The 24,642-nt window shown below is 70.4% G+C and carries 19 protein-coding genes; 8 read left to right on the plus strand and 11 right to left on the minus strand.

The annotated features are described in order from the left end of the window. Window positions 1-7: 7 nt before the first annotated feature. The 5 genes from OHA58_RS35090 to OHA58_RS35110 form a co-directional block, all read right to left on the minus strand. Window positions 8-2,380: a beta-glucosidase gene (locus OHA58_RS35090; RefSeq protein ID WP_405483739.1), complete on the minus strand. Its 2,373-nt coding sequence runs from the start codon at window positions 2,378-2,380 to the stop codon at window positions 8-10. Then, window positions 2,377-3,198: a carbohydrate ABC transporter permease gene (locus tag OHA58_RS35095; protein ID WP_405483740.1), complete on the minus strand. Its 822-nt coding sequence runs from the start codon at window positions 3,196-3,198 to the stop codon at window positions 2,377-2,379. Before OHA58_RS35095 ends, OHA58_RS35090 begins: the two co-directional genes overlap by 4 nt. Beyond that, window positions 3,195-4,130 carry a carbohydrate ABC transporter permease gene (locus tag OHA58_RS35100; protein WP_405483741.1) on the minus strand — a complete coding sequence of 312 codons (936 nt, stop codon included), beginning with the start codon at window positions 4,128-4,130 and terminating at the stop codon, window positions 3,195-3,197. Before OHA58_RS35100 ends, OHA58_RS35095 begins: the two co-directional genes overlap by 4 nt. Before the next feature lie 14 nt (window positions 4,131-4,144). Continuing rightward, window positions 4,145-5,455 (minus strand): ABC transporter substrate-binding protein, encoded by a 1,311-nt coding sequence (locus tag OHA58_RS35105; RefSeq protein WP_405483742.1) that lies wholly within the window; start codon window positions 5,453-5,455, stop codon window positions 4,145-4,147. A 277-nt stretch (window positions 5,456-5,732) separates the two neighbouring features. Next, window positions 5,733-6,779, minus strand: coding sequence for a LacI family DNA-binding transcriptional regulator (locus tag OHA58_RS35110; RefSeq protein ID WP_405485335.1), 1,047 nt, complete (start codon window positions 6,777-6,779; stop codon window positions 5,733-5,735). Between the two features lie 253 nt (window positions 6,780-7,032). On the opposite strand from OHA58_RS35110, the gene OHA58_RS35115 reads away from it, so the two are divergent. After that, window positions 7,033-8,307 (plus strand): FAD-binding protein, encoded by a 1,275-nt coding sequence (locus tag OHA58_RS35115; protein WP_405483743.1) that lies wholly within the window; start codon window positions 7,033-7,035, stop codon window positions 8,305-8,307. 585 nt (window positions 8,308-8,892) lie between these two features. Further along, a complete protein-coding gene (locus OHA58_RS35120) occupies window positions 8,893-9,345 on the plus strand; it encodes a hypothetical protein (protein ID WP_405483744.1) in 453 nt (150 codons plus the stop codon). A gap of 50 nt (window positions 9,346-9,395) precedes the next feature. Here OHA58_RS35120 and OHA58_RS35125 read toward each other — a convergent pair whose 3' ends face one another. Next, a complete protein-coding gene (locus tag OHA58_RS35125) occupies window positions 9,396-10,163 on the minus strand; it encodes an MBL fold metallo-hydrolase (RefSeq protein WP_405483745.1) in 768 nt (255 codons plus the stop codon). Window positions 10,164-10,464: 301 nt separating this feature from the next. On the opposite strand from OHA58_RS35125, the gene OHA58_RS35130 reads away from it, so the two are divergent. Further along, window positions 10,465-13,299 (plus strand): right-handed parallel beta-helix repeat-containing protein, encoded by a 2,835-nt coding sequence (locus OHA58_RS35130; RefSeq protein ID WP_405483746.1) that lies wholly within the window; start codon window positions 10,465-10,467, stop codon window positions 13,297-13,299. Here the strand turns inward: OHA58_RS35130 and OHA58_RS35135 are convergent. Then, window positions 13,286-13,939: an ArsR/SmtB family transcription factor gene (locus OHA58_RS35135; RefSeq protein WP_405483747.1), complete on the minus strand. Its 654-nt coding sequence runs from the start codon at window positions 13,937-13,939 to the stop codon at window positions 13,286-13,288. The two genes, OHA58_RS35130 and OHA58_RS35135, sit on opposite strands and share 14 nt — an antisense overlap. A gap of 115 nt (window positions 13,940-14,054) precedes the next feature. On the opposite strand from OHA58_RS35135, the gene def reads away from it, so the two are divergent. The 3 genes from def (at window position 14,055) to OHA58_RS35150 (ending at window position 16,471) form a co-directional block, all read left to right on the plus strand. After that, complete coding sequence (gene def / locus OHA58_RS35140; RefSeq protein ID WP_405483748.1) at window positions 14,055-14,717, plus strand: peptide deformylase; 663 nt, start codon at window positions 14,055-14,057, stop codon at window positions 14,715-14,717. 41 nt (window positions 14,718-14,758) lie between these two features. Next, window positions 14,759-15,571: a HEAT repeat domain-containing protein gene (locus OHA58_RS35145; RefSeq protein WP_405483749.1), complete on the plus strand. Its 813-nt coding sequence runs from the start codon at window positions 14,759-14,761 to the stop codon at window positions 15,569-15,571. A 69-nt stretch (window positions 15,572-15,640) separates the two neighbouring features. After that, on the plus strand, window positions 15,641-16,471 hold the full coding sequence (locus tag OHA58_RS35150) for an SDR family NAD(P)-dependent oxidoreductase (protein ID WP_405483750.1): 831 nt from the start codon (window positions 15,641-15,643) through the stop codon (window positions 16,469-16,471). 70 nt (window positions 16,472-16,541) lie between these two features. Here OHA58_RS35150 and OHA58_RS35155 read toward each other — a convergent pair whose 3' ends face one another. Beyond that, on the minus strand, window positions 16,542-17,420 hold the full coding sequence (locus OHA58_RS35155) for a glycoside hydrolase family 16 protein (protein ID WP_266666671.1): 879 nt from the start codon (window positions 17,418-17,420) through the stop codon (window positions 16,542-16,544). Window positions 17,421-17,647: 227 nt separating this feature from the next. After that, complete coding sequence (locus OHA58_RS35160; protein ID WP_405483751.1) at window positions 17,648-18,688, minus strand: Lrp/AsnC family transcriptional regulator; 1,041 nt, start codon at window positions 18,686-18,688, stop codon at window positions 17,648-17,650. 103 nt (window positions 18,689-18,791) lie between these two features. On the opposite strand from OHA58_RS35160, the gene OHA58_RS35165 reads away from it, so the two are divergent. Beyond that, window positions 18,792-19,994, plus strand: a complete 1,203-nt coding sequence (locus OHA58_RS35165) for a M20 family metallopeptidase (RefSeq protein ID WP_405483752.1) — start codon at window positions 18,792-18,794, stop codon at window positions 19,992-19,994. A 74-nt stretch (window positions 19,995-20,068) separates the two neighbouring features. Continuing rightward, window positions 20,069-21,466, plus strand: a complete 1,398-nt coding sequence (locus OHA58_RS35170) for an MFS transporter (protein WP_405483753.1) — start codon at window positions 20,069-20,071, stop codon at window positions 21,464-21,466. A 173-nt stretch (window positions 21,467-21,639) separates the two neighbouring features. Here OHA58_RS35170 and OHA58_RS35175 read toward each other — a convergent pair whose 3' ends face one another. Together OHA58_RS35175 and OHA58_RS35180 are read right to left on the minus strand one after the other, a co-directional pair. Then, window positions 21,640-22,836: an acyl-CoA dehydrogenase family protein gene (locus OHA58_RS35175; protein ID WP_405483754.1), complete on the minus strand. Its 1,197-nt coding sequence runs from the start codon at window positions 22,834-22,836 to the stop codon at window positions 21,640-21,642. Between the two features lie 63 nt (window positions 22,837-22,899). Then, complete coding sequence (locus OHA58_RS35180) at window positions 22,900-24,483, minus strand: class I adenylate-forming enzyme family protein (protein WP_405483755.1); 1,584 nt, start codon at window positions 24,481-24,483, stop codon at window positions 22,900-22,902. Window positions 24,484-24,642 lie beyond the last annotated feature (159 nt).

Raw genomic sequence — 24,642 nt, forward strand, 5'->3', positions numbered from 1 at the left:
GGCTGGTTCAGGGCGCGGTGACGTCGAAGCCGGCGTGCAGCCTGCGGGTGTGGTCCACGGCCCGCACGGGACCGGTGAGCGTCACCTTCGCGGTCAGCCGGAGGTCGGTGCTGGACGCGCCGAGTCGCAGCTCCAGTTCGCCCGGTTCGACGATCCGCCGACCGTCCCGCCCGGTGAACGACGCGAGGTCCGCGGGCACCGTCACCCCGACCCGCGCGGCCTGCCCCGGCGCGAGTGTCAGGCGCACGAATCCGACCAGCCGCTGGACGGGCTGCACGACCGAGGCGACCGGGTCGTGCAGATAGAGCTGCACGACCTCGGTGCCGTCCCGGTCGCCCGAGTTCCGTACGGTGAAGGCGAGTTCGGCCTCGCCGTCCGTCCCGACCGTTGCGCGCTCCACGGTGAGACCGGACCAGTCGAACGACGTGTACGTCAGTCCGTGCCCGAAGCCGAACGCCGGTGTCGGGTCGATGTTCGACACCCCGCTGACCTGCCCGAGCCGCGCCGCCAGATACGTGGACGGCTGGGCGCCCGGGCCGTTCGGGATGCTGACGGGCAGCCGTCCCGACGGGGCGACCCGCCCGCTGAGCACACCGGCGATCGCGGGCGTGCCCTCCTCGCCGGGGAAGAACGACTGGACGACGGCGGCCGACTCCCGTACCGCACGGCCGAGCGCGTACGGGCGACCCGCCAGGAGCGTCACCACGACCGGTGTGCCGGCGTCCAGGAGCGAGTCGAGGAGTTGCTCCTGCACGCCCGGCAGCGCGAGCGAGTCCGCGTCGCAGCCCTCGCCGCTGGTGCCCCGGCCGAACAGCCCGGCGCGGTCGCCGAGCGCGAGGACGACGACGTCGGCGCCACGGGCCAGCTCCACGGCCTCGGCGAAACCGTCGGTGCCGGTGTCGTCGATGCCGCACCCGGGCGCGGTGACGACCTCACTGTCCGAGAACTCGGCCCTCAACGACTCGACCAGGGTGGGCAGTTCGATCCCGGCCGGTACCTCGGGGTGCCGGGCGCCCACGTGCACCGGGAACGCGTAGCAGCCGAGGACGGCCGTCGCGGTGTCGGCAGTCGGGCCGACCACCGCGATTCGGGCGGGCCGGGCCAGGGGGAGTGTGCCGTCGTTGCGGAGCAGTACGACGGCCTGTTCGGCGACCTCCCGGGCGAGGGCGCGGCGGTCCGCGGTGTCGAGGGCCACGGTTCCGCGCAGTGACTGCGGGTCCCCGAGGTCGGCACCGGCCAGCGCCGGCGGCACCGCGTCCCATCCCGTGTCGAGGAGGCCCAGCTGCGCCTTCTGCACGAGCACGCGGCGCAGCGCGCGGTCCACGACGGCCTCGGACACCCGACCGTCCGCGACCGCGTCGAGGAGCGGCTGCCCGAACGCCTTGACGGTGGGCAGTTCCACGTCCACCCCAGCGGCCAGTGCGGCGCCGGCCGCCTCGCCCCACGTGGCGGCGACACCGTGCAGGGTCTTGAGGAACCCGACGCCGAAGTAGTCCGCCACCACCGTCCCCGTGAAGCCCCAGGTGTCCCGCAACAGCCCGGTGAGCAGCTGTTCGTCGGCTGCTGACGGGACGCCGTCCGTGTCGGTGTAGGCATGCATCACCGAGCGGGCGCCGCCCTCCCGCAGTGCCATCTCGAACGGCAGCAACATCACATCGGCGCGCTCCCTGGGGCCCATGCCGACGGGCGCGAGGTTCCGTCCCGCGCGGGAGGCGGAGTAGCCCACGAAGTGCTTCAAGGTGGCGACGATCCCCGCGGACTCCAGGCCCTGTACGTAGGCGGTGCCGAGCGTCCCGACGAGGTACGGATCCTCGCCGATGGTTTCCTCGACGCGGCCCCACCGGGCGTCGCGCACGACGTCGAGCACGGGGGCGAGGCCCTGGTGCACACCCACCGAACGCATGTCCTGCCCGATGGCCCCGGCCATGCGCCGTACCAGCGCCGGATCGAATGTCGCGCCCCACGAGAGCGGGACGGGGTAGGCGGTCGCGCCCCAGGCGGCGAAGCCCGCGAGGCACTCCTCGTGGGCCACGGCCGGGATGCCGAAGCGGTTGCCCGCGGCGATGCGGCGCTGGGTGCGCAGCAGCGACAACGCGCCGAGGGCGGGGTCGACGGGGGCGGTGCCGAAGGGCCTGGTGAGCTGCCCGAGCCCGTGCGCCAGCAGCGCCTCGAGGTCGACCACCTCCTCCATCTCGTGCTGGTACGGGGCGACTTCACCGCCCTCGTCGGACGCCCCGACCCACACGCCGAACAGCTGGGCGACCTTCTCATGGAGGGTCATCTCGGCGACGAGGGCGTCGGCGCGCGTCTCGTGGTCGAGGCTCGTGTCGCGCCACAGGGGCGTGGTGGAGTCTGTCGTTACGGCCACGTTGTGGGTCACTTTCCTCCCACGCCCATGAGCCCCTGGACCAGGGTGCGCCGGGCGAACAGGTAGACGAGCAGGACGGGCACCATGGACAGGACCACGGCGGCCAGCAGCCCCGGGATGTTGATGCCGTACTGGGTGCGGAAGTTGTAGAGCCCCAAGGTGATCACCTTGGTGGAATCGGACTGGGTGAGCACCAGGGGGAACAGGAAGCCGTTCCACGCCTGAAGGGCGGAGAAGACCGCGATCGTCGAGAGCCCGCCCCGCGACAGGGGGAGCACGAGCTGACGGAACACCCGCCAGGACGAGGCGCCGTCGATGGCCATCGCCTCGTACAGATCCGGGGTGATGTCGCGCATCACCCCGGTCAGGACCAGGGCGCACATGGGGAGCGAGAAGGCGGCGGTCGGCAGAATGACGCCGATGAGGTTGTCGTAGAGTCCCGCCTTGCTGATGACGTAGAACATCGGCACGATCACCGCCTGCGCGGGGATGGCGAGACCGAGCAGGAAGAGGCGGAAGACGGCGGTCGTGACGCGGCCGCGGCTGCGGACGATGGTGTACGACAGCGGCGGCACCACCACGAGGACGATGGCGACCACGCACACGGTCACGATCACCGTGTTGAGGAAGTACCGGCCGAAGCCGGTGGAGAAGTCGTCGACGTAGTTCCGCAGCGTGAGGTGCCGCGGAAGGCCCAGCGGACCGCTCTCGCCGTAGCCCGCGCGCGATTGCACGGACGCCGAGACCAGGACGTAGAGCGGTGCGCCGACGACGAGCAGCCAGACCACGGAGCCCAGGCCGGCCAGGTAGTTGGGGCGTTGCTTGCTCACAGGCCCTCCACCGAGCTGCGCATCTTGTCATAGCCCGAGACCCGTACGACGACGAGTGAGATGACCGTCGCGACCACCACCAGGAGCAGCGCGATGGCCGATCCCGCGCCGAAGTCGAAGCTCTTGAAGGCCTTTTGGTACATGTAGTAGGCGCTGATGGTGGTGTCCGTGCCGGGGCCGCCCTGGGTCAGGATCAGGACGGTGTCGAACGTGGTGAGGCCGCCAACGACCATCAGGATCATCGACGTGATCATGGTGTTGCGCAGTTGCGGCAGCGTGATGTGGAAGAACTGGCGCACCGTGCCCGCCCCGTCGATCTGCGCCGCCTGGTAGAGGACCTGGGGGATGGCCCGTGCCGCGCCCTGGTAGATCAGGGTGTGGAACGGGGTGAACTGCCAGGCGCCCACGAAGACGAGCACCCCGATGGCCCCGCTCTGCATACCGAGCAGATTGCCGTCGCCGAACAGCCACTTGGCCTGCGACGGCACACCGAAGTTGGGGTCGAGCAGGGTGCGCCACAGGACGGAGACCGCGGTGGCGGACAGCAGCAGCGGGACGAAGTAGATCGCGGACAGGATCGCGCGGTTGCGCTGGCGGCCCGCCGCCCAGACGCCGAGCAGGATGCTCAGCGGCGTCTGGACGAGCACACCCAGGACGGTGATCAGCACGCTCAGCCAGAGGCTGTTGAGCATCACCGGGTCGTCGAAGAGCTTGGTCCAGTTGTCGAGCCCGGCGAACCGGGGCGAGCCCAGACCGTTCCAGCTCGTGAACGACAGCACGGCGACGAGGACGAGCGGGACGACGGCGAAGAGGACGAAGAACGCGGTGGCGGGCAGCGCCCAGGCGAAGCCCGGGCGCCCCACGCCGCCCGTGCGCCGCTTGACGGGCCGCCGCTCGGCGACGACCGCGGCTTTGGTGACGGTGGTGGTCATCTCGGTACCAAGTCTCACGCGGTGGGCAAGGCCTGCATGGCCTTGATGAAGCCGTCGGTGTCGAGCCCGCCGTTGAAGAACTGCTGGACCGCCTGGTGCATGGGCGTCGAGGCGGACTGGGGGTAGGCCTGGTCCCACGAGAGCTGGAACGACGGGGCCTTCTTCACGAGGTCGAACTGGTACTTCGAGTACGCCGGGCTCGCGGAGGCGCCGAGGAACTTCTCCGTGTTGGTCGTGGTCGGCAGGTTGCCGATGCCCAGCTGCGCCTTCACGAACTCGTCGGAGTACTGGAGCTTCAGGAACGCGGCGACGGCCTCGGGATGCTTCGTCTTCTTCATCACGGAGTAGAAGTTGTTGGTGTTGCCGACGAGGTTGCCGACGTCGCCCGTGCCGCCCGCGACCGTCGGGAACGAGGAGTAGCCGAGGTCCTTCTTGGCGAACGCGGGGTGGGAGTCCTGCTGGGTCGAGTACTCCCACGAACCCATGAGCTCGAAGCCGGCCTTGCCGGTGGCGAGCAGCGTGGGCGAGCCCTGGTCGGTGAACTTGACCGAGTCGTAGTTGGTGCCGAAGGCGCCCGCGTCGACGAGCTGCCTGATCATGCCGAGGGCCTTCTTGCTGCCCGCGCTCTCCCAGGCGCTCTTGTCGCCGCCGAGCGCCTTCTGGAAGACCTCAGGGCCGGCGACACGGTCGTAGAGGTACTCGAACCACATCAGCGTCGGCCACTGGTCGCCGCCGCCGAGCGCGATCGGGGTGACGCCCTTGGCCTTGAGCGCCTTCACCGCGCCGAGCAGGTCCTCCCAGGTCTTGGGCGGCGTGACACCGGCGTCGGCCAGGACCTTCTTGTTGTTGAAGAGCAGCACCGGCTGCGTGCCGCGCATCGGGACGCCGTACGGCTTCCCGTTCACCGACGCGCTGTCGAAGACCGACGGCAGGAAGCTGGACTTGAGGGCCGGGTCCTTCTTGATGAAGTCGTCGAGCGGCAGCAGCAGGTCGGCGTCGACGAAGGGCTTGATGCTGCCGCCGCCCCAGTTGAAGAAGATGTCGGGGGCCTGCGGGGTGCTGATGATGGTCTGCAGCTTCTGCTGGTAGTCGGCGCCCGGGATGGTGTCGAGGACCGCCTTGACCTTCGACGTCTTGTTGAAGGTGGCTACGAGCTGCTTCTCGACCTTGTTGGCCGCGTCCCCGTACACCAGCACGTGGATCTTGTCGGAGCCCCCGCCGCCTGCCGAGTCGGAGGAGCCGCCGCCACAGGCCGACAGGGTCAGACCGAGGGCGAGCGCCACACCTGCGGCGACGGCGCGGGAGATCCGTGCGGGTGTCTTCATCTTTGAAGCCTCTCGAAAGTGTCGGTCGAAGGAGCGAAATATGCTGGGCGGTGTGACGCTAAGGCGCGCCGAGGGGGCGGTCAACCCTCGGAGTGCGGGTTTCCGAAGCGTTATCGGTGGAGCGTCTGGCGCAGGTCATGTCCTTGTGGCGAAAGGGCATGACGACGGGGCGGCCCGGTTCTGGCCGCCGAAGGGGGCGCAGACGATGCGCGCCGACAGTTTCGAAGATCGCCGCCGGACGTGAGGGGTGATGAGCGTCGTGGCGAGGGGGCGAGGGTTAGCGCTCGGCGGGCGCCGCCGTGCTGCTCCGCACGACGAGACGGGTCGCCAGGTCCATGCGCAGCGTCGGGGGCTTCTTGCCCCGTGCCAGGTCGAGGGTCAGCCGCGCGGCGGCCTCGGCCATCTCGACCAGGGGCTGGCGGACGGTGGTCAGCGGCGGACCCACCCAGCGGGCGAGGGGCAGATCGTCGAAGCCCACGACGCTGAGGTCGTCCGGGATCCGCAGGCCCAGCTCGCGGGCCGCCTCGTAGAGACCGAGCGCCTGGAGGTCGTTGCCGGCGAACACGGCGGTCGGCCGGTCCGGCAGGCCGAGCAGTTCGAGACCGGCCGCGTGGCCGGACTCGTGATGGAAGGTTCCCTCGCGGATCAGCGCGGGATCGAACGCCACCCCGGCCGTCTCCAGGGCCGCCCGGTAGCCGTCGATCCGGGCGCGGCTGCACATCATCCCCGCCGGGCCGGCGATCACACCGATACGGCGATGGCCCAGTTCCAGCAGGTGCCGGGTGGCGGCCAGGCCGCCCTGCCAGTTCGTGGCACCGATCGCGGGCACGTCTTCCCCGGGGTCGCCCGCCGGGTCCATCACCACGAACGGGATGTCGCGGCTGGTGAGCTGCGCCCGCTGGGCGGCGTCGAGCCCGGACAGGACGAGGATCACGCCGGTGGGACGGCGGGCGAGGACGCCGTCGACCCAGGACTGGCCGATGCTGAGCTGCCCGGCGTGTTCGGACAGGACCAGGCTGAGCCCCTCCTCGCGGGCGACGTTCTCGACGCCGCGGATCACCTCCATCGACCAGGAGCTGTCCAGCTCATGGAAGACCAGTTCGAGGAGGGGGATGGCCGTGGTGTTGGCCCTGCGGCGCTGGTAGCCGTGGCGGCGGAGCAGTCCCTCGACCCGCTCGCGGGTGGCCGGAGCGACATCGGCCCGGCCGTTGAGGACCTTCGAAACAGTCGGAGCGGAGACTCCCGCTTCGCGGGCGATCTCGGCAAGCGTCGCCGTGCCGGCCTCGGGGGCCTCCTGGGACGCCGGCCTCTGCTTCTTCTGCACCGCTGAGGAGTTCACGGTACGGATCGTAACTTCTAGGGGGTGAGACGGGGCAAGGGGATCAGCGGACCTCCGCGCCTTGACGCACCGGCAAGATCCTTCTAGTTTTCGCAACATGCGTCATCGATGTCGAAATAGTTGAACGCGAACTCCTTGAGACGCGAACTCCTTGAGACTGGGGACCTGAACCCCTCGGGACCTGAGACGCGAACCTCTCGGGACCTGAGACGCGAACCTCTTGAGAACGGACATGCGTATGCCGGCGACCGGTACACCGCTGCGGAACTGGGCGGGAAACGTCACCTTCGGCCCGGCGCGGGTCCACCGTCCGGCGTCGGAGGACGACCTGCGCCGGACCGTCGCCTCCGCCGAGAAGGTACGGGTCCTCGGCAGCGGACACTCGTTCAACCGCATCGCGGACACGGACGGCGACCTGGTCCTCCTGGACGGGCTCGCGCGCCGGGTGCGGGTGTCCGAGGACCGCGCCACCGTGAGCGTCTCGGCGGGCATGCGGTACGCGGAGGTGGCCTCGGCGCTCCAGGCACAGGGTCTCGCTCTCGCCAACCTGGCCTCGCTGCCGCACATCTCGGTCGCGGGATCGTGCGCCACCGGCACGCACGGTTCAGGAGACGCACTGCGCGGTCTGGCCTCCGCCGTGACCGGGATCGAGCTGATCGGCCCCGACGGCACGCGGACGACGCTGAACCGCGCCTCCGACCCGGACCGCTTCCCCGGCGCCGTCGTCAACCTCGGCGCACTCGGTGTCGTCGTCGCCATGACCCTCGCCGTCGAGCCCGCGTTCGACGTCGCCCAGTGGGTGTACGACGACGTGCCGCTCGACCGGATCGCCGAGGACTTCGACGCCGTGTTCGGCGCCGCGTACAGCGTCAGCGCGTTCACCGACTGGCGCGCGGACACCGCCACGGTGTGGCTGAAACGCCGCACCGACCGGCTGCCGACCGGCACGCCGGGAGACCGCTGGATGGGCGGGGTCCTCGCGGACGGCCCGCGCCACCCCGTCCCCGGCATGCCTCCGGCCTTCTGCACTGAGCAGCTGGGCGTCCCCGGACCGTGGCACGAGCGGCTTCCCCACTTCCGGCCCGACTTCACCCCGAGCAACGGCGAGGAGCTCCAGTCCGAGCTGCTCCTGCCGCGCGAGGCAGCGGCCGACGCGATGGCGGCCCTGCGCGCCCTCGGAGACCGGATCGCCCCGGTGCTCCTTGTCTCCGAGATCCGGACGGTCGCCGCGGACGACCTGTGGCTCAGCCCGAGCCACGGCCGCGCATCCCTCGCCCTTCACTTCACGTGGGTGCGCCGCCCCGACGACGTACTCCCGGTCATCGGCGCCATCGAGGAGCGGCTGCTGCCGCTCGGGGCGCGCCCCCACTGGGGGAAGCTGACGGCGGCGGCTCCCAGTACCGTCGCCGCGCTCTACGAACGAGCCCCCGACTTCCGGCGGCTACGGCAAGAGCTGGACCCGGCAGGGAAGTTCGGCAACGCCTTCGTGACGGAACTCTTCGCCGGTCACTGAATGTGAACCCAGGCCGAGCGCCGCGGGGCTGGTCCGTTCGGCGGCGCCCGGGTCGCTGCGGTCCAGCGCCGAACCTAGCGTTCCGACAGTCAGGGGGTTTTTCTGTCTGGAGGGTCCACTGTGCGTTCCATAGGTTTCGCTTCCGCAGCACTGTTCGGCGCCGCCGCGCTTCTGGCCGTGACCGCACCGGCGTCCGTGGCGGACGACGGTGGCGACAACACCACTGCTAACGAATCCGACAGTGGCGGCGGCTCCGACGGCGGTACTGACTCTGGTGTTACCGACTCTGGTGTTACCAACTCCAGCGGTACCGACTCTGGTGGTACTGACTCTGGTGTTACCGACTCCGGTGTTACCAACTCCAGCGGTACTGACTCTGGTGGTACCGACTCTGGTGGTACTGACTCTGGTGTTACCGACTCCGGTGTTACCAACTCCAGCGGTACCGACTCTGGTGGTACCGACTCCAGCGGTACCGAATCTGGTGGTACCAACTCCAGCGGAACCGACTCCGGTAGTACCGACCCCGGTGGTGACGGCCGCACGGACAGCGGCGGCCACAATGTCACCCCGTTCGGATTCACGGTGTCCCCGACGACCGTGTCCCCCGGCGGGACGGTCACCCTCAAGGCCACCGGGTGCGAGACGCCGACCGTGCGCGTCACGGGGCCGGTCTTCGACGCCGTCACGCTCAATGCGGGCCGTTCGGGGAAGGCCAAGGTCTTCCCCGACGCGAAGCCGGGTGCCCAGTACGACGTGACGTTCGACTGCAAGGGGCAGCGGGGCACCGCCAAACTGAAGATCTCCGCAGGTGGCGCCCGTCCCACCACGCCGACCGTGCCGACCGTGCCGACCGTGCCGAACGTGCCGAACGTGCCGACCGTGCCGACCGTGCCGAGGGGCGTGGAGGCCGGAGACGGCGGCAGCCTCTCCAAGCTCGACGTCACGCAGCTCCTGGCGGGCACCGCACTGGTGGCGGGCGCCGTGGGCGCGGGTGGTGTGTACGCCGCGAGGCGCCGCTCCGGCTCGCAGGACTGAGGCAGGCCAGTTACGACCAGGCGGGCCGCTTACGGCCACTGCTGCGCCGCTTACGACCTCTGCCGAGCCGGAGTCGCACGTTCGCGTGCCGTCCTGGCGGCCTCGCCCACCGAACCGTGGTGCAACGGGCCGTGCCCGGGCAGCAGCATGTCGCCCGAGAGCTTCTCGAACACGTCCAGGGAGTCGCGGGTGCGGTCGCGGTCCCTGTCGAACATGGTGGGCAGGAGCTGCGGCCCGCGCGTGCGCGAGACCGGGTGTCCGGTGACCAGGCCGTCACCGGAGATGACGATGCCCGCGCCGGGGAGGTGGTAGGCGCAGTGGCCCGCGGTGTGTCCGGGGGTGTGGACCGGGACCGGGCGGCCCGGCAGGTCGAGGGCACCCTCAGCGGGAAACGGCTGGGGCCGGTCGACGCGGGCGTCCGTCGTCCCGCCGGAGCGCAGGGCGTGCACGGCCCAGGGCAGGACGCCCGGGCGCCAGCTGTTGCGCAGGACCCGGCCGAGTGAGACCTGGTGCAGGAACTCGCGCCGGGCGTGGGGGACTTCGGCCTCGTGTGCGTACACCGGGGCGTCGAAGGTGCGGCTGAGGTACTCGGCCGACCCGAGGTGGTCGTTGTGTGCGTGGGTGAGCAGGATCGCCGTAACCGCTTCGGGGGAGTGGCCCGCCGCGGCCAGTGAGTCCAGGACCTGCTGCCGGTCGCCGGGGTAGCCGCAGTCGATGAGCGTGACGGCGTCGCCCTCGCTCAGGATGACCCAGTTCGTGTTGCTGCCGTGGACCAGATGAACGCCGGTGGCGGCGTGAACGAGGGTGCCTTCGCGCATGACGGACCGCATCTCTTGAGGTATGCCACGTGGGGCCGGGAAGCATGGGGGAGCCGGGGGTACCGCGGTGACCGGTCTGCTGCTGCGGTCGCAGGCAGGGTAGTTGATCACCTCTCCCGCCCGGATGCCTTCGGCGGGGCATCGGGCAGCCGATGCGTGCAGCATCCCTTGACAGTCATCCGATGAATTTATAGCTTCCGTGACCAGACGCTCCTCAATTGAGCCAACTGTCCATCAAACGTTGGATGTTCGGTCCGTAGATCGATGGTCAATCCCGACCTGCCCGGCCTCAGGAGTCCCCGTGAGTACCGTCCCAGGTTTCCGCAAGAGCCGAAGATCCCCGCTCCCCGGTCTGCTCGCCGCGGCGGTGGGTGTCACGCTGGGCTTGGGTGCCACCACCGCGCCCACCGCGTCGGCGGCCGCGGGTGGCGGCAAGACCGTCACCCTCCACGTGGCGCCCACCGGCAACGATCACGCCAACGGAACGGCGGCCAGGCCCTTCCGCACAGTGGAGCGCGCCCAGGAAGCCGCCCGCAAGGAGGTGCGCGAGCACCGGGCGCGACCCGTCGACGTCGTGGTGCACGCGGGCACCTACCGCCTGGACCACACCCTGACGTTCGGCCCGAAGGACTCCGGCACGGACCGCGCCCCGGTCCGCTACTTCGCGGCACCCGGTGAACGCGTCGTCATCAGCGGCGGCCGATCGCTGCGGCCCGGGTGGAACTCGTACAACGACACCGTCAAGGTCGCCGACATAGGCGCGGGCCTCGACTTCGACGGTCTCTTCCTGGACGGGGAACGCCAGGTCCTCGCCCGCTACCCCAACTACGACCCCAAGACCGCGATCCTGGGCGGCTACGCGGCCGACGCCATCTCGGCGCAGCGAGCCGCCCGCTGGAAGAACCCCACCACCGCGCTCGTACGAGGCCTGCACCAGGGGGAGTGGGGCGGCAACTCCTACCGGGTCACCGGGCTGAAGGCCGACGGCACCCCGCAACTCGACTGGGTGGGCGACAACAACCGCGGCAGCGGCCTGCACACCACGTACCGCATGGTGGAGAACGTCTTCGAGGAACTCGACGCCCCCGGCGAGTGGTTCTACGACAAAGCGGCCGGCAAGCTCTACTTCTTCCCTCCGAAGGGCGCCGATCTCGCCTCGGCGCACATCGAGACCGCCGAACTCGAGGAACTCATCAGGGTGCAGGGTGGCGGACCGGACGACGCCGTGCACGATCTGAGCTTCTCCGGCTTCACGTTCGCCCGCACCCACCGCACCCTCTTCGACCAGCCGTACGAGAAGCTCCAGCTCGGCGACTGGGCGATCGCGCGCGCCGCGGCGGTCCACCTCAAGAACACCGAGAACGTCGCCGTGCGCGACTCGCTCTTCGACCAGGTCGGCGGCAACGCCCTCTTCGTCGACGGCTACAACCGCGAAGACACCGTCTCCGGCAACGAGTTCAGCCACTCGGGCGCCTCCGACGTGGCCGTGGTGGGCAACCGCGACGCCGTGCGCGAGCCGTCCACGTGGGACAGCATGCGCAAGACCATCACGGACACCACACCCGGCCCGAAGTCGGAGAACTACCCGCGCGACATCCACGTCAACGACAACTACATGCACGACAACGGGCAGTTCGAGAAGCAGACCTCCGGCGTGCAGATCTCGATGAGCCGGCGCGTCACCGTCGACGGCAACACGATCCACGACGGACCCCGCGCCTGCGTCGACATCAACGACGGCACCTGGGGCGGACACGTCATCGAGAACAACGACATCTTCAACTGCGTCAAGGAGACCTCCGACCACGGTCCGATCAACTCCTGGGGCCGCGACAGGTTCTGGCCGCTGACCGCCGACGACGCGACGAAGAAGTCGTACGCGAAGCTCGACGCGATGGACACCACCGTCATCCGGCACAACCGGATCCGCCACTCCTCGCACTGGGACATCGACCTCGACGACGGCAGCTCGAACTACCTCATCGAGGACAACCTCCTCCTCAACGGCGGGGTGAAGCTCCGCGAGGGCTTCCACCGGACCGTGCGCAACAACATCTTCGTCAACGGCGGCGCCCACTTCCACGTCTGGTACGCGGACAGCGGCGACACGGTGGAGAAGAACATCTTCGTCACCGGCACCCCGTACAGCCTGATCCAGGCCGACATGGCGAAGAGCAAGCCGACCGTCGACAGCAACCTGTTCTGGAACAACGGCAGGCCGGTCACCGGCGTCACCGACGCGTGGCGCACCCTCGGCCTCGACACGCACTCGGTGACGGCCGACCCCAAGTTCACCGGAGCCTCGCCCTTCACCGACCCGAAGAAACTCGACTACACGCTCCAGGCGGACTCCCCGGCCCGCGCCCTCGGGTTCCGCCCCTTCGCGATGGACGGCTTCGGGAAGGCCGGCAGCCCCACGCCGCCCCCGCTCGAATGGGTCGACGACACCCCCACCGACACGCTCGACGCGTTCCAGGAGCCGCTGCTCGGGGCGTCGGCGACACGTATCTACTCCGACGCGGTCAAGTCGGCGACGGGTCTGACCGACTACGACGGTCTGCATCTGCCCACCGTCCCCACCACGTCGGAGGCGTACCGGCAGGGCCTGCGCACGAACGACGTCATCCGGGACATCGACGGCAAGAAGGTCACCGGCCGCGACAGCTTCTGGAGCGTCTACAACCGCTCGGCCCCGGGCGCCGACGTCCCGCTGACGATCTGGCGCAACCAGGCCTCCACTCAACTCACTGTCCATAAGCCCGAGTCGGGCGAACAGATCAACAACACGTCCGGGGTCGTGTACGCCGGCTCGGGCTGGGACTGGAAGAACGCCTCGCGCGGCGGTGCGGGCGGCTGGGCCGACGACGTGCACGCCACACAGAACAAGGGCGACTCCTTCGAGCTCACCTTCAACGGCACGGCGATCGACGTCATCACCCAGATCAACAGCGACGAGGGGCAGGTCGACCTCTACGTGGACGGGCAGCCAGCGGGCACGATCGACAACTCGAGCCCCACTCGGCAGCATCAGCGGACCGTGTTCACCAAGTCGGGCCTGTCGCCGGGCGAGCACACGATCAAGGGCGTGATGAAGACGGGCAGCTATCTGATCGTGGACAGCTTCAAGGTCCGCTAGACGCCGTCGGGGGTTCGGTCTGCCGCTGGGAGGGAGCCGCGTCCTCGTCGAGCAGAGGGAACAGCCGCGCGACGGCCGCGACCGCCACGGTGTCCGCCGGGCGCGTCGCGGCCGCGTCGTGACGCGCCTGGAAATCTGTCATCAACTGGCGGATGGACGAGGCCAGTTGGGTCACCTCGTCGGGGCTGAGGCGCAGCACGGCGCTGAACGACTCGTCGTGACGCCACGCTGCCGGTGCCTGTTCCAGGTGGGCGAGGCGGTGCCGGTGGCTCTCGTCCTCGAGGCCGTGGGTCAGCGCGGTGAACTCCACTGCGCCGGCCGGGTCGGTCAGGTGGTCGGACTCCCAGCGCAACTGCCACGGACGGGCCCGTCCGTCCGTGGGCGGCGCCTCCTCGATGAGGCCGTAGCGCGCGAGCTGGCGCAGATGGAACGAGCACAGGCCGGAGCTGTGGCCGAGGCGAGCGGCGGCCTCGGTGGACGTGACGGTGCCGACCTCGGCGAGCAGGTCGAGGAGCGCGATACGGACCGGATGGTCGGGCAGAGGCCGGCGCGCTCCGTGCGGCGGGATCCACGGGCCGGAGCCGGAGCCGGAGCCGGAGCCGGAGACGGCGGGCGCTGTGGGTCGTTCCTCGTCGCTCATTTTGCAAAGAGTGCTACTTTGCAAAGCGGTCGGTCAAGTCGGTCAAGCGTGCCGAGTCGGGCCGGGGGATGCGCTCCCGGTCCTCCTTCGTCCTGCTCAGGAGGCGTCAACACCCATGACTTTTCGGCTGAATGACGGCACATCACAAGATCTCATGGTGCGGGTGCAAGGTGTTCCGGTGGACTCCTACCCGGCACTTCCGCCGGAGGTCGCGCGCGGAACGGTGCGTCGCATCACCGTCGTGGGGGAGGAGATCCTGCACCGCCGCTGCCGCGAGGTGACGCAGTTCGGAACCCTCGAACTGGCGCGCCTGATCGACGACATGTTCGCCACGAACGCTGTCGCGGACGGCGCGGCCATCGCCGCCAACCAGGTCGACGTGGACCTCCAGCTGTTCGTGTGGGACATCACGGACGACTGGGGCGTGCGTCATGTCGGGCACATCGCCAACCCCGTCCTCGACGAACTGCCCGCCGCGCAGCGCGTCCTGGCCGAGGAGTCGGAGGGCTGCCTGTCGGTCCCCGGCCCCTACAAGCTCGTACCCCGGCCGGACCGCGCAGTCGTCCGGGGTCGCGACAAGGACGGCAATCCGCTGGTGATCGAGGGCCGGGGCTACTTCGCGCGCTGCCTGCAGCACGAGACGGACCACCTCTACGGCCGCACGTATCTGGACCGGCTCGCCCGACGCGAACGCAAGGCGGCGCTGGGCGAGATGGAGGATACGAAGGACAGCGTGTTCGCCCGCCGAGCGGCCCGCGCCGCCGAACTGGGCAAGTGACACCGGTCGGCCTGCGGACGGCGGCGCCTAGGATCGCGGCCATGGCAATGTTCGTACACCTGACGCCCCAGGCCAACGCGGCGCGCATCAGGCGGGCAGGTATCCGGGCCGCCAGTCGGCACCCCGACGGCGGGCGCGGGGTGTTCTGCTTCCCCGTGCTCGCGTCGTACACGCTCACGCACCAGTGGCTGCGGGAGCTGGCACGGCACGGCGGGCCGCGCGGGCTTGTCGCCGTCCAGGTGCGGCTGCCCGACGACGAGCCGGTCACGGTGGGCCGGTACCACCGCGACCCGCTGGCGACGACGGCCGGTGACGCGGTGCGCCGCGTGGCCGCGATGGACGACCCGCGCGGGTGGGAGGTGTTCGTCCCCCGGGCGGTCGCCAAACGCGAGGTGCAGCGCGTCCGCGCCGTCCGGCAGGTGACCGGCTGGCGCTACTTCCCCAACGCGCACGGCGTCGTGCCGTGCACGTGCGCGGGCTGCCGGGTGCGAGGCGAATACGGGTCCCGGCGGCTGCGTGAACGCAGGCCGCACCCGCACGACGGCCCGCCGCCCCCGGCGCCGGTCCTGCTGCGACGCGTAGAGGCGGCCGGAGATCCGGGCGACGCCACGGCGCTGTGCGAGGCGCTGCGCTGGTTCGGCCTGCGTCGGCGAGGCCCGGTGGAACGCCTCTCCAGGCTCGCCGACCACCCGGAGCCGGCGGTGCGCGAGGCTCTCGCCGACGCGGTCGCCGGCTGGTCGACGCCCGGGGTCGACGCGCTCCTCGACCGCCTCGTGTCCGACCCGGACCCCGACGTACGGGAGCTGGCGGCGGCCGTCGTCGAACGGCGGGAGGAGAGACGTGCGGATCGATGAGTGGTGGTGGGAACACCGGGCGTGGCACGCTCTCCCCTCCGCGGCGCCGCGCCGTCCAGGATGGGCGTCATGAACCCACGCATCACCTTGATCACCGGAGCGACCCAGGGCCTGGGCCGTGGCATCGCACTCGACCTCGCCACGCGCGGCGACACCCTCCTCCTGCACGGCCGCGACGCGGGCCGGCTCGAAGCGGCTGCCGCCGATGTGCGGGCGGCCGCACCGGACGCCACGGTCCGTACGTACCTCGCCGACCTCTCGGACCTCGACCAGGTGCGTGCCATGGCGGACCGGATCCGCGACGCCGAACCCCGTCTCGACGTGCTGGTCAACAACGCGGTCGCCGGTGGTGGCGCGGAGCCGCTGCGGCGGGAGCTGAGCGCGCAGGGCCACGAACTGCGGTTCGCCGTCAACCACTTGGCCCCGTACGCCCTGATCCGCGGCCTCCTGCCCCTGCTCAAGGCCTCCGCCCCGGCGCGCGTCGTCAACGTCGCATCCATGGGGCAGGAGCGCATCGACTTCGACGACGTCATGCTGGAGCGGGACTACGAAGGGCTGCGGGCGTACTGCCGCAGCAAGCTCGCCCTGATCATGGCGACGTTCGAGCTGGGCGCGGAACTCGAAGGCACGGGTGTCACGGTCAACGCCCTGCATCCGGCCCATCTCATGGACACCGAAGGGCTGCGCGCGTACGGCCTCACCCCGGTAACGGGAATCGACGAGGGGGTACGGCCGACGGTGCGGCTGATCACGGACCCGGAGCTCGGGTCCACCACAGGCCGGTACTTCGACCGCTTCACGGACGCGCGCGCCCACGAACAGGCCTACGCCAAGGAGGCGCGTCGGCGCCTGGTGGCCCTGACGGACGAGCTGACGGGGTACGGCCCCGCGGCACCGTGAACCAGACGCCGATGTCCCGGGGCGGCGGGTCTGTAGGACGCCGGCCGCCCCGGGGCATCACCCCCCCTGCTTACTGGGTGGTGACGTGGACGTAGTCGACGACGAGCTGCTGGGGGAAGCTCGTGCTGCCGTCGGGGTCACCCGGCCAGTAGCCGCCGACCGCGAGGTTGAGGATCAGGAAGAACGGCTTGTTGAACGCCCATTGGTTGCCGCCGACGTCGGCGGGCGTGCGGGTCTGGTAGACGTTCCCGTCGACCGACCACTTGACGGAGTTCGGGGCCCAGTCCACGGCGAACGTGTGGAATCCGTCCGCGAAGGCCTGTCCGCCGGGCAGCGTGTAGGCCGCGCCGATCCCGCCCGAGCCCGAGTATCCGGGGCCGTGGAGCGTGCCGTGGACCGTGCCGGGTTCGAAGCCGACGTTCTCCATGACGTCGATTTCGCCGCTCGCCGGCCAGCCGACACTGCCGATGTCGTTCCCGAGCATCCAGAACGCGGGCCACATGCCCTGCCCGCGCGGCACCTTCATCCGGGCCTCGACATGACCGTAGGCCTGGGTGAACTTGCCCGAGGTGTTGAGCCGGGCCGAGGTGTACTCGCAACGCCCGTACCAGCACTGGTAGTTGTTCGGGTTCTCCTTGCGGGCCGTGATGACCAGGTTGCCCTGGCCGTCGAGCGCGGCGTTGCTGTTGCCCGCGGTGTAGTACTGCCGTTCATGGTTGTTGACGTTGTCGCCGGTCTCGATCTGCCACTTGCCGCCGTCGACGGCCGAGCCCGCGGCGCCGTTGAAATCGTCGGTGAACGTGGCCGCGGCGGCGGCTTTCGCGGGACTGCCGATGGGCGCCGGGGCGGCGGACGCGCCGGTGGGGACCGCAGCCAAGCTCGCGGCACAGCAGGCCAGGGAGGCGGCGTACAGGGAGGCGCGGCGGCGCCAGGATGAGCGCACGGTCATCACATCGCTTCACGTGGGGGGTCGTGTGGGGGGTCGCGTGCATGACAAGACAGCGAACGAAGCATCCGGAAGTGAACGCCGGCGGCGGCCACTTGAGGCACTTCCTTCACTTCTTGATTTAAAGGAGTGGCCACCGTGGCGTCAAGGAGTTGGCATGTACCAAGTGACGGGAGCGGCTCGGCGGCGCGTTCGAGCGTCGATGCCGGCCGCGGGAAGCGGGCAGGCCCTCACGCGTGCGGCAGCCCGCTGATGTCGAGCGGTACCGCCCCCGCGTGGTAACCACGCTCGTCGAGCAGATGGCCGTTCAGCTTCATCGGCCACAGGGCCACCGCCCGGTCGGCGACGATCAGACCCGGCACGCGCTCGGCGAGCCGCACCTCGAACCGCTGGGCGTCGTCGAGCGAGCGGACCCAGGCGACGAGTTTGAGATTGTGACGGGCGATCACCGCGGCGCACAGACGCACCTCACGCATGCCGGAGACCTGTGCGGAGACGGCCCGGAGGTCCGCGGGCGCGACCTGGCCCCAAAGAACCACCGACACCGGCCACTCCGACAGCGGGCGCGCCACCTCGCAGCGCGTCTGCACCATGCCCGCCGCGAAGAGACGGCCCATCCGGCGGCGGACGGTGTCGGCACTGACCTCGCAGGCATCAGCGATCGAGCGATACGTGGCGCGGCCGTCGACCGACAGCGCGGCGATGAGGCGGTGGTCGAGGGCGGTGAGCGGGAACGTGGGCGCGTCGGGACCCGGCGCCCCCTCCGCCGCGAGACGGGAGATCTGGTCCCCGCCGAGCGCACGCAGCCGCCACCGGCTCCCCTCCGCGTAGACGGTGCTCGCCAGCTGGGTGCGGGTGGTGACGATGCCGTCCATCGTGCCGAGGCGGTGGGTCACCCAGCGTGTGAGCGCGACCGGGTCCGGCGCCATGACGGTCAGGAGCAGATCGCGATCGCCGCTGACATGTGAGACGGCGGACACATGCCGCTCCTCAGCCAACTCGCGGGCTACCGACAGCAGACTGCCGTTGGCGCAGTCGACCTCGACGAAGGCCAGGCAGCCCTGGCCCGACGCCGCCAAGGCCGGTGCGGGGTGGCAGCTGATCCAGGCCGCACCCGAGTCGGTGAGCCGGTTCCAGCGCCGGGCGACCGTCACCGCGTCCATGCCGAGGGCGGCGCCGATGCGGGCCCAGCCGGCCCGCGGCGCGATCTGGAGCGCGTGCACCAGGGCCTGATCCACGTGGTCCAGCGCATGCACGTAATCCTGCGTCATCACGCTGCCTCTGCGTCTTTCCTGGGAGTTCCGGCCCCGAAATGCCTCATGGCATCAGTCTGGCCTCGTTATCGCCGGCACCGTACCAGGAGGTTCATCCAGCATGACGACCACGGAACGCGCCAAGGAACTCCAGCCTGAACTGGCCGGGCTGCGGCGTTCCCTGCACCGTGAACCCGAGCTCGGACTCCAGCTGCCCCGCACCCAGGAGAAGGTGCTCGCGGCCCTCGACGGCCTCCCGCTGGACATCACCCTCGGCAAGAACCTCAGCTCCGTGACGGCGGTCCTGCGCGGCGGTCAGCCCGGCGGCGCCGTGCTGCTCCGCGGCGACATGGACGCCCTCCCCGTCACCGAGAAGACGGGGGTGGACTACGCGTCGCGGACCCCGGGCGCCATGCACGCCTGCGGTCACGACCTGCACACGGCCGGGCTCGTCGGCGCGGCCACGCTTCTCGCCGAACGCCGTGAACACCTGCGCGGCGACGTGGTGTTCATGTTCCAGCCCGGCGAAGAGGGCCACAACGGCGCCGGCGCGATGATCGAGGAGGGCGTACTCGACGCGGCGGGCAAGCCCCTCGACGCGGCCTACGCGCTGCACGTCGCCGCCAACCGGGTCCCCGGCGGCATGATCGCCACCCGCCCCGGCACCATCACCTCCGCCTCCGACGTGCTCCGGGTGACGGTGCGCGGCAAGGGCGGGCACGGCGCGACCCCGCACAGCGCCAAGGACCCCGTACCCGTGGCCTGCGAGATCGTCACCGCCCTGCAGAACTGGGTGACCCGCCGCTTCGACATCTTCGACCCGGTCGTCGTCACCGTGGGCAGCTTCCACGCCGGTACGAAGCAGAACGTCATCCCGGAGACGGCCGAGTTCGAGGCCACGGTGCGCAGTTACTCGGAGGGCAACCACGAGCGCCTCATCGAGGGCCTGCCCCGGCTGGTCCGCGGCATCGCGGACGCGCACGGCATCGAGGCCGAGGTCCACTACGACGTGGCCTATCCGGTCACCGTCAACGAAGCCGGCGAGACCGCCTTCGCCCTCGACACGGCCCGCGACCTGTTCGGCGCCGACCAGGCATGGCAGGCCCCGCACCCCGCGAACGGCTCGGAGGACTTCGCGTTCGTCCTCCGGCGCACCCCCGGCGCGATGCTCCTCGTCGGCGCGGCCCCCGAGGGCGTGGACCTGGAGGAGGCTCCGATGAACCACTCACCGCACGCCGTCTTCGACGACCGGGTCCTGTACCGCCAGGCCGCACTTCTCACCGAGCTGGCCGAGCGGCGTCTCGCCGCGGGCACGGCGACATGACGGCGCCGGGGAAGCCCGACGGCTGCTCCACGGCGCGAACGACCTCACCTCCTCTTCCGGCCAAGGTCACCGCCGTGGTAGGTCTGCTCGTCGCCTTCGAGCTGGTCAGCGGACTGCTGCAGGGCGCCGCGCCGCCGCTGATCCCGGAGGTCGAGAAGTGGCAGCACCTCAGCACTGCCCAGGCCCAGTGGTTCACGACGGTCCAGTTCCTCGCGGCTGCCGTCAGCGTCCCCGCCTTCGGCCGCCTCGGTGACCTCTACGGCCACCGGCGCCTTGTCCGCGTGGCGCTCGGCTGTGTCGCCGTGGGTACCGTCCTGGTCGCCCTCGCGCCGAACCTGCCGGTCCTGCTGCTCGGCCGGGCACTCATGGGCCCGTTGGCCGCGCTGCTGCCGCTGGAGATCGGTCTGGTGCGCGACCGTCTCGACGTGGAAGGCGGCCGCCGCGCCGTCGGGCTCCTGGTCGGCTCGCTCACCCTCGGGTCACTCCTCGGCCATGTGCTGGTGGGGCCGCTCCTCTCGGCCGTCGGCGGACTGCGTCCCACGCTCGGCGTCCTCGCGGCCCTGGCCGTCGGGTGCCTTGTCGTGTCCTTCATCGCCATCCCCGAGTCGGCCACCCGGGCGACCGGCCGCATGGACTGGGCGGGTGCCGTACTCCTCGCGATCGCCCTGGTGACGCTGCTCGGCACGATCTCGCGCGGCACGGCCTGGGGGTGGCTCTCCCCGCGCACCCTTGCCGCCGTGGCGCTGTCCTGCGCTCTGCTGTGGTGGTGGGCCCGCGTCCAACTGTCCCGCCCGCACGCCTTGGTGGACCTCCGGGCGGTGGCCCGTCGCCGGGCGGCTCCCTACTACGCCTCCGGGTTCGTACTCGGCGCAGTGATGATGGGAGGACAGGGGGTGGCCGTCAGCTTCCTCGCGGCGTCGCCGGGCGACGCGGGCTACGGATTCGGCCTTGCCACCTGGCAGATCAGCGTCTGGGGCGCGATCCCGCACGTCATGGCCTTCTTGGGGTCGGTGCTGTGCGCGGGGATCGCTGCCCGAATCGGGTACGCGCGCACGCTCCTCGGTGCGTTCGCCCTGATCGCGGTCGGCAACGCCGGGCTGATGGCCGCCCACTCCGCGCTGCCGCTGTTCGCGGTGGCGTACGGGGCGGTGGGCGTCGGCATGGGGCTAGCCCTCGGCGGTCTGCCGTCGGTCGTGGTGGAGGGCAGCGCCTCCGACCGCACGGCGAGCGCCGCCGCTGTCTACAACAACCTCAAGACACTCGGCGGCAGCGTCGCCGGGGCGGTGTTCGCGGCGGTCCTCGGCACGCTGGTCGTCGGGACGACGGACACCCCGGCGCTCACCGCGTATCTGACCATCTGGGGCCTGGGGCTCGGAGTTAGCGTCCTGGCGGCGGGCGCACAGCTACTGGTGCGCCGCGGCGCCGGGCGACGGGCGGGCACTCTGGCGGAGGCCGGCAGCGCGACCCGCTGACGGTCCCCGCTCGGCCCGTGCCCCGACCTTCTCGGTCCCTGCCACGACGGCGGGGACCGAGGCATTTCCGGGTACCGGTACCCGCATCCCTCCGCGCGGACCGTGCCAGGCGCACGCGAACGACCCCACGGCCGTGAGGGCCTGTGGGGTCGTCCGGTCCTGCGGGCGCCCGGTCAGGTGAGGAACGCCAGGCCCTTGGCGATGCCGTTCTTCTGGATCTCGGAGGTGCCGGTCAGGACCCGGAACATACGGACCTTGCGGAAGAGGTACTCCACCTCGTTGCCCTGCGTGAGGCCCTCCTTGCCGTGGATCTGCACGGCCTGGTCGAGGATCCGGAAGGCGGACTCCGCGACGAAGAGCTTGCACATGAACGCCTCGGTCCGCACATCGGCCCCGGTGTCCAGGGCAGCCAGGGCGGCGTACGTCATGGAGCGTGCGGCGTAGAACTCCGTCGCCATGTCGGCGACTTTGTGCTGGATGGACTGGAGTGCCAGCAGCGGCTGTCCGCCCGCGACCTTGCGGTGCCGGGTGCGGTCGAGGGTGAGGTCGAGTGCGCGTCGGGTGGCGCCGAGCACGCTCGGGCAGTGCAGGAGCCGGTTGGTGGTGACACGGCCCAGTGCGATGCGCATGCCCTCGCCCTCCTCGCCCAGGAGGTTGGCGGCGGGCACGTGGCAGTCCTCCAGGAGGATGTCGCTCTCGATGTGCTCGCCGGACATCGGAGTGGCACCGTCCAGGACTCGGCATCCCGGGCTGTCCAGGTCGACGAGGAACGCGGAGAACGACGGCTTCGGGTCCGCGTCCCCGCCGGTGTCCGCCATGCGGGCCACCACGATCGCGAAATCGGCGAAGGGGCCGGCCGAGCTGAACACCTTGTGCCCGGTGAGCCGGTAGCCGTCGCCATCCCGTACGGCAGTGGTGCGCATGGAGCGTACGTCGGAACCCGCGTCGGCCTCGGTGAGCGAGAAGCAGCAGGCGCGCTCGCCCCGGACCAACGGCAGCAGATACTTGTGGAGTTGGTGGTCCGTGGCGTGCCGCAGGATGTCACCGGCACGCAGCGGACCGCCCATGTCACCGAGCACGCAGTGGCCGAGAGCGCGGCCACTGGCGCCTATCTCCTCCTTGAGCGCGGCGAGTTGGGTGTATGAGAGGGCCTGACCGCCGAACTCCTCGGGCAGGTGGATCCCGTAGAAGCCAAGTTCGCGGCTGCGCCTCCAGACGGGTTCCAGGTCGGTTCGGGTCAGCCGAGTTGTGTGGGTGATGCCGCGGTCGCGTTCGTAGTCGGCGAGTTCGCCGTCCAGGTAGTCGCGGAGCGCGTCGACGAGGGCCGCGAGGCGCGGTTCGTCGTAGGTGGGGCGCAGGGAGAACGTCATGTGCGGGGGTCCTCGTTCCGAGTTCCGACTTCTGGTTCTGGTTCTGGGGTCTGGCGTTCTGGGTCAGTTCACGCGGCGGGCTGTGCCGGCCCAGAACGGCTCGCGCACTGCCTTGCGGTCGAGCTTGCCGTTGCGGTTGTGGGGGAGTTCGGCGACAAAGTCCACGGAGCGTGGCTTCTTGAGGCGGTCCAGGCGCTGTGCGCAGAACGCGGTGACCTCCTCCGCGCTGAGGGAATGACCGGGGCGCGTGACGACGACGGCCTTGACCCCCTCGCCCCACTTCTCGTCCGGCACGCCCACGACACAGGCCTCCTGAATGGCGGGATGCTCGTAGAGCGCGGCTTCGACTTCGCTGCAGTAGATGTTGAACCCGCCTGAAATGATCATGTCTTTCTTGCGGTCGACGAGGAACAGATAGCCGTCCTCGCGCATCCACGCCAGGTCGCCGGTGTGCACCCAGCCGTCGCGGAAGGTCTCGGCGGACAGCTCGGGCTCGTTCCAGTACGCGCGGACGCAGTCGGGTCCGCGCACGATGACCTCGCCCACCTCACGCGGCCCGAGCTCGCGGCCCGCGTCGTCCACGATCCGGATCTCCGTGTCGTACATGGCCCGCCCGCACGACTGCAGGAGTTCGGGGTCGTCGGCCACGGCGCGGGCCGTCTCCGCGCTGCTCAGCCCGGCGACCACGCTCGTCGTCTCGCCGAGACCGTAGCCCTGCGCGACCACCGGGCCGAAGAGCGCGACGGCATCCCGCAGCCGCTGAGGTGACACCGGCGCGCCGCCGACTCGGACGCTGGTCAGGCAGGAGAGGTCGTGCTCGGCGGCGCCGGGGTGGGCGAGCACCATGTTCAGCATCGCGGGCACGAGGAACGTGGCGGTGATGCGCTCCTTCTCCACGCTGTCCAGGAAGGCCTCGGCGTTCCAAGCGGGAAGAATGTAAGTCGTCGAACCCCCGAACACACCCGCGAGCAGCCCCATGCCGGTGGCGTGGGTGATGGGACCGCACGCGAGGTAGCGAGTGGTGGGCCCCGGTCGTGACTCGTCGCTCATCAGCTGCTTGCGCATGTTGGCCAGGCGGTTGCCGACGCTCTGGACGGCCGCCTTGAGCGCTCCGGTCGACCCGGACGTGAAGTTGAGGACGCACGCGTCGTCCTCGGACACGTCGACGGTGACCGGTTCGGTGCTGCCCTCGGCGAGCAGGTCGCGGTACCGGACGGTCACCGAGGTGTTGGTGGCGGTATCCGTTTCGGGTGAGGTGTCGTCCAGGAGGACCGGTACGCAGCCCGTGCCCGCCGCCGCGATCGCCGCCAGCGCGTCCTCGCGGTGCGCGGCGTCGAAGACCAGGACGCGTACGGGCGCGTACCGCAGGATGTGCTCGATCTCGCCCCGGCCGAGCCGGGCGTTGATGGGCGCCCTGGTCAACCCGGCCTTGTAGAGGGCGAATTCGACCTCCACGAGCTCGCCCCTGTTCCAGGCGAGCGAGGCGACCGCGTCACCGGGGCGCAGGCCCCGCGAGATGAGGGCGGATGCCAGACGGTTGGTCTCGCTGTCGAGTCGCGAGTAGGTCCAGGTGCGTTCGCCGCAGACGAGGGCCGTGGTGTCGGGCCAGTAGCGGGCGCTGCGGGAGAGATAGGTGCCGAGGTTCATCGACGTACTCCAGAGCCGGAAGATTGACACTCTGATCGTTGTGATCAGTCTGTTCAATAGCAGACAGCCTGTTCATTAACGCATTGGCTGTCAAGGCTCTCCTAGACTGGGGCCGACGTGAAGGCGGGCCCGGAGACGGTGAGTCCGACGACGGCGGAA

The sequence above is a fragment of the Streptomyces sp. NBC_00009 genome (genome assembly GCF_045040855.1).
Taxonomy (GTDB): Bacteria; Actinomycetota; Actinomycetes; order Streptomycetales; family Streptomycetaceae; genus Streptomyces; species Streptomyces aureus.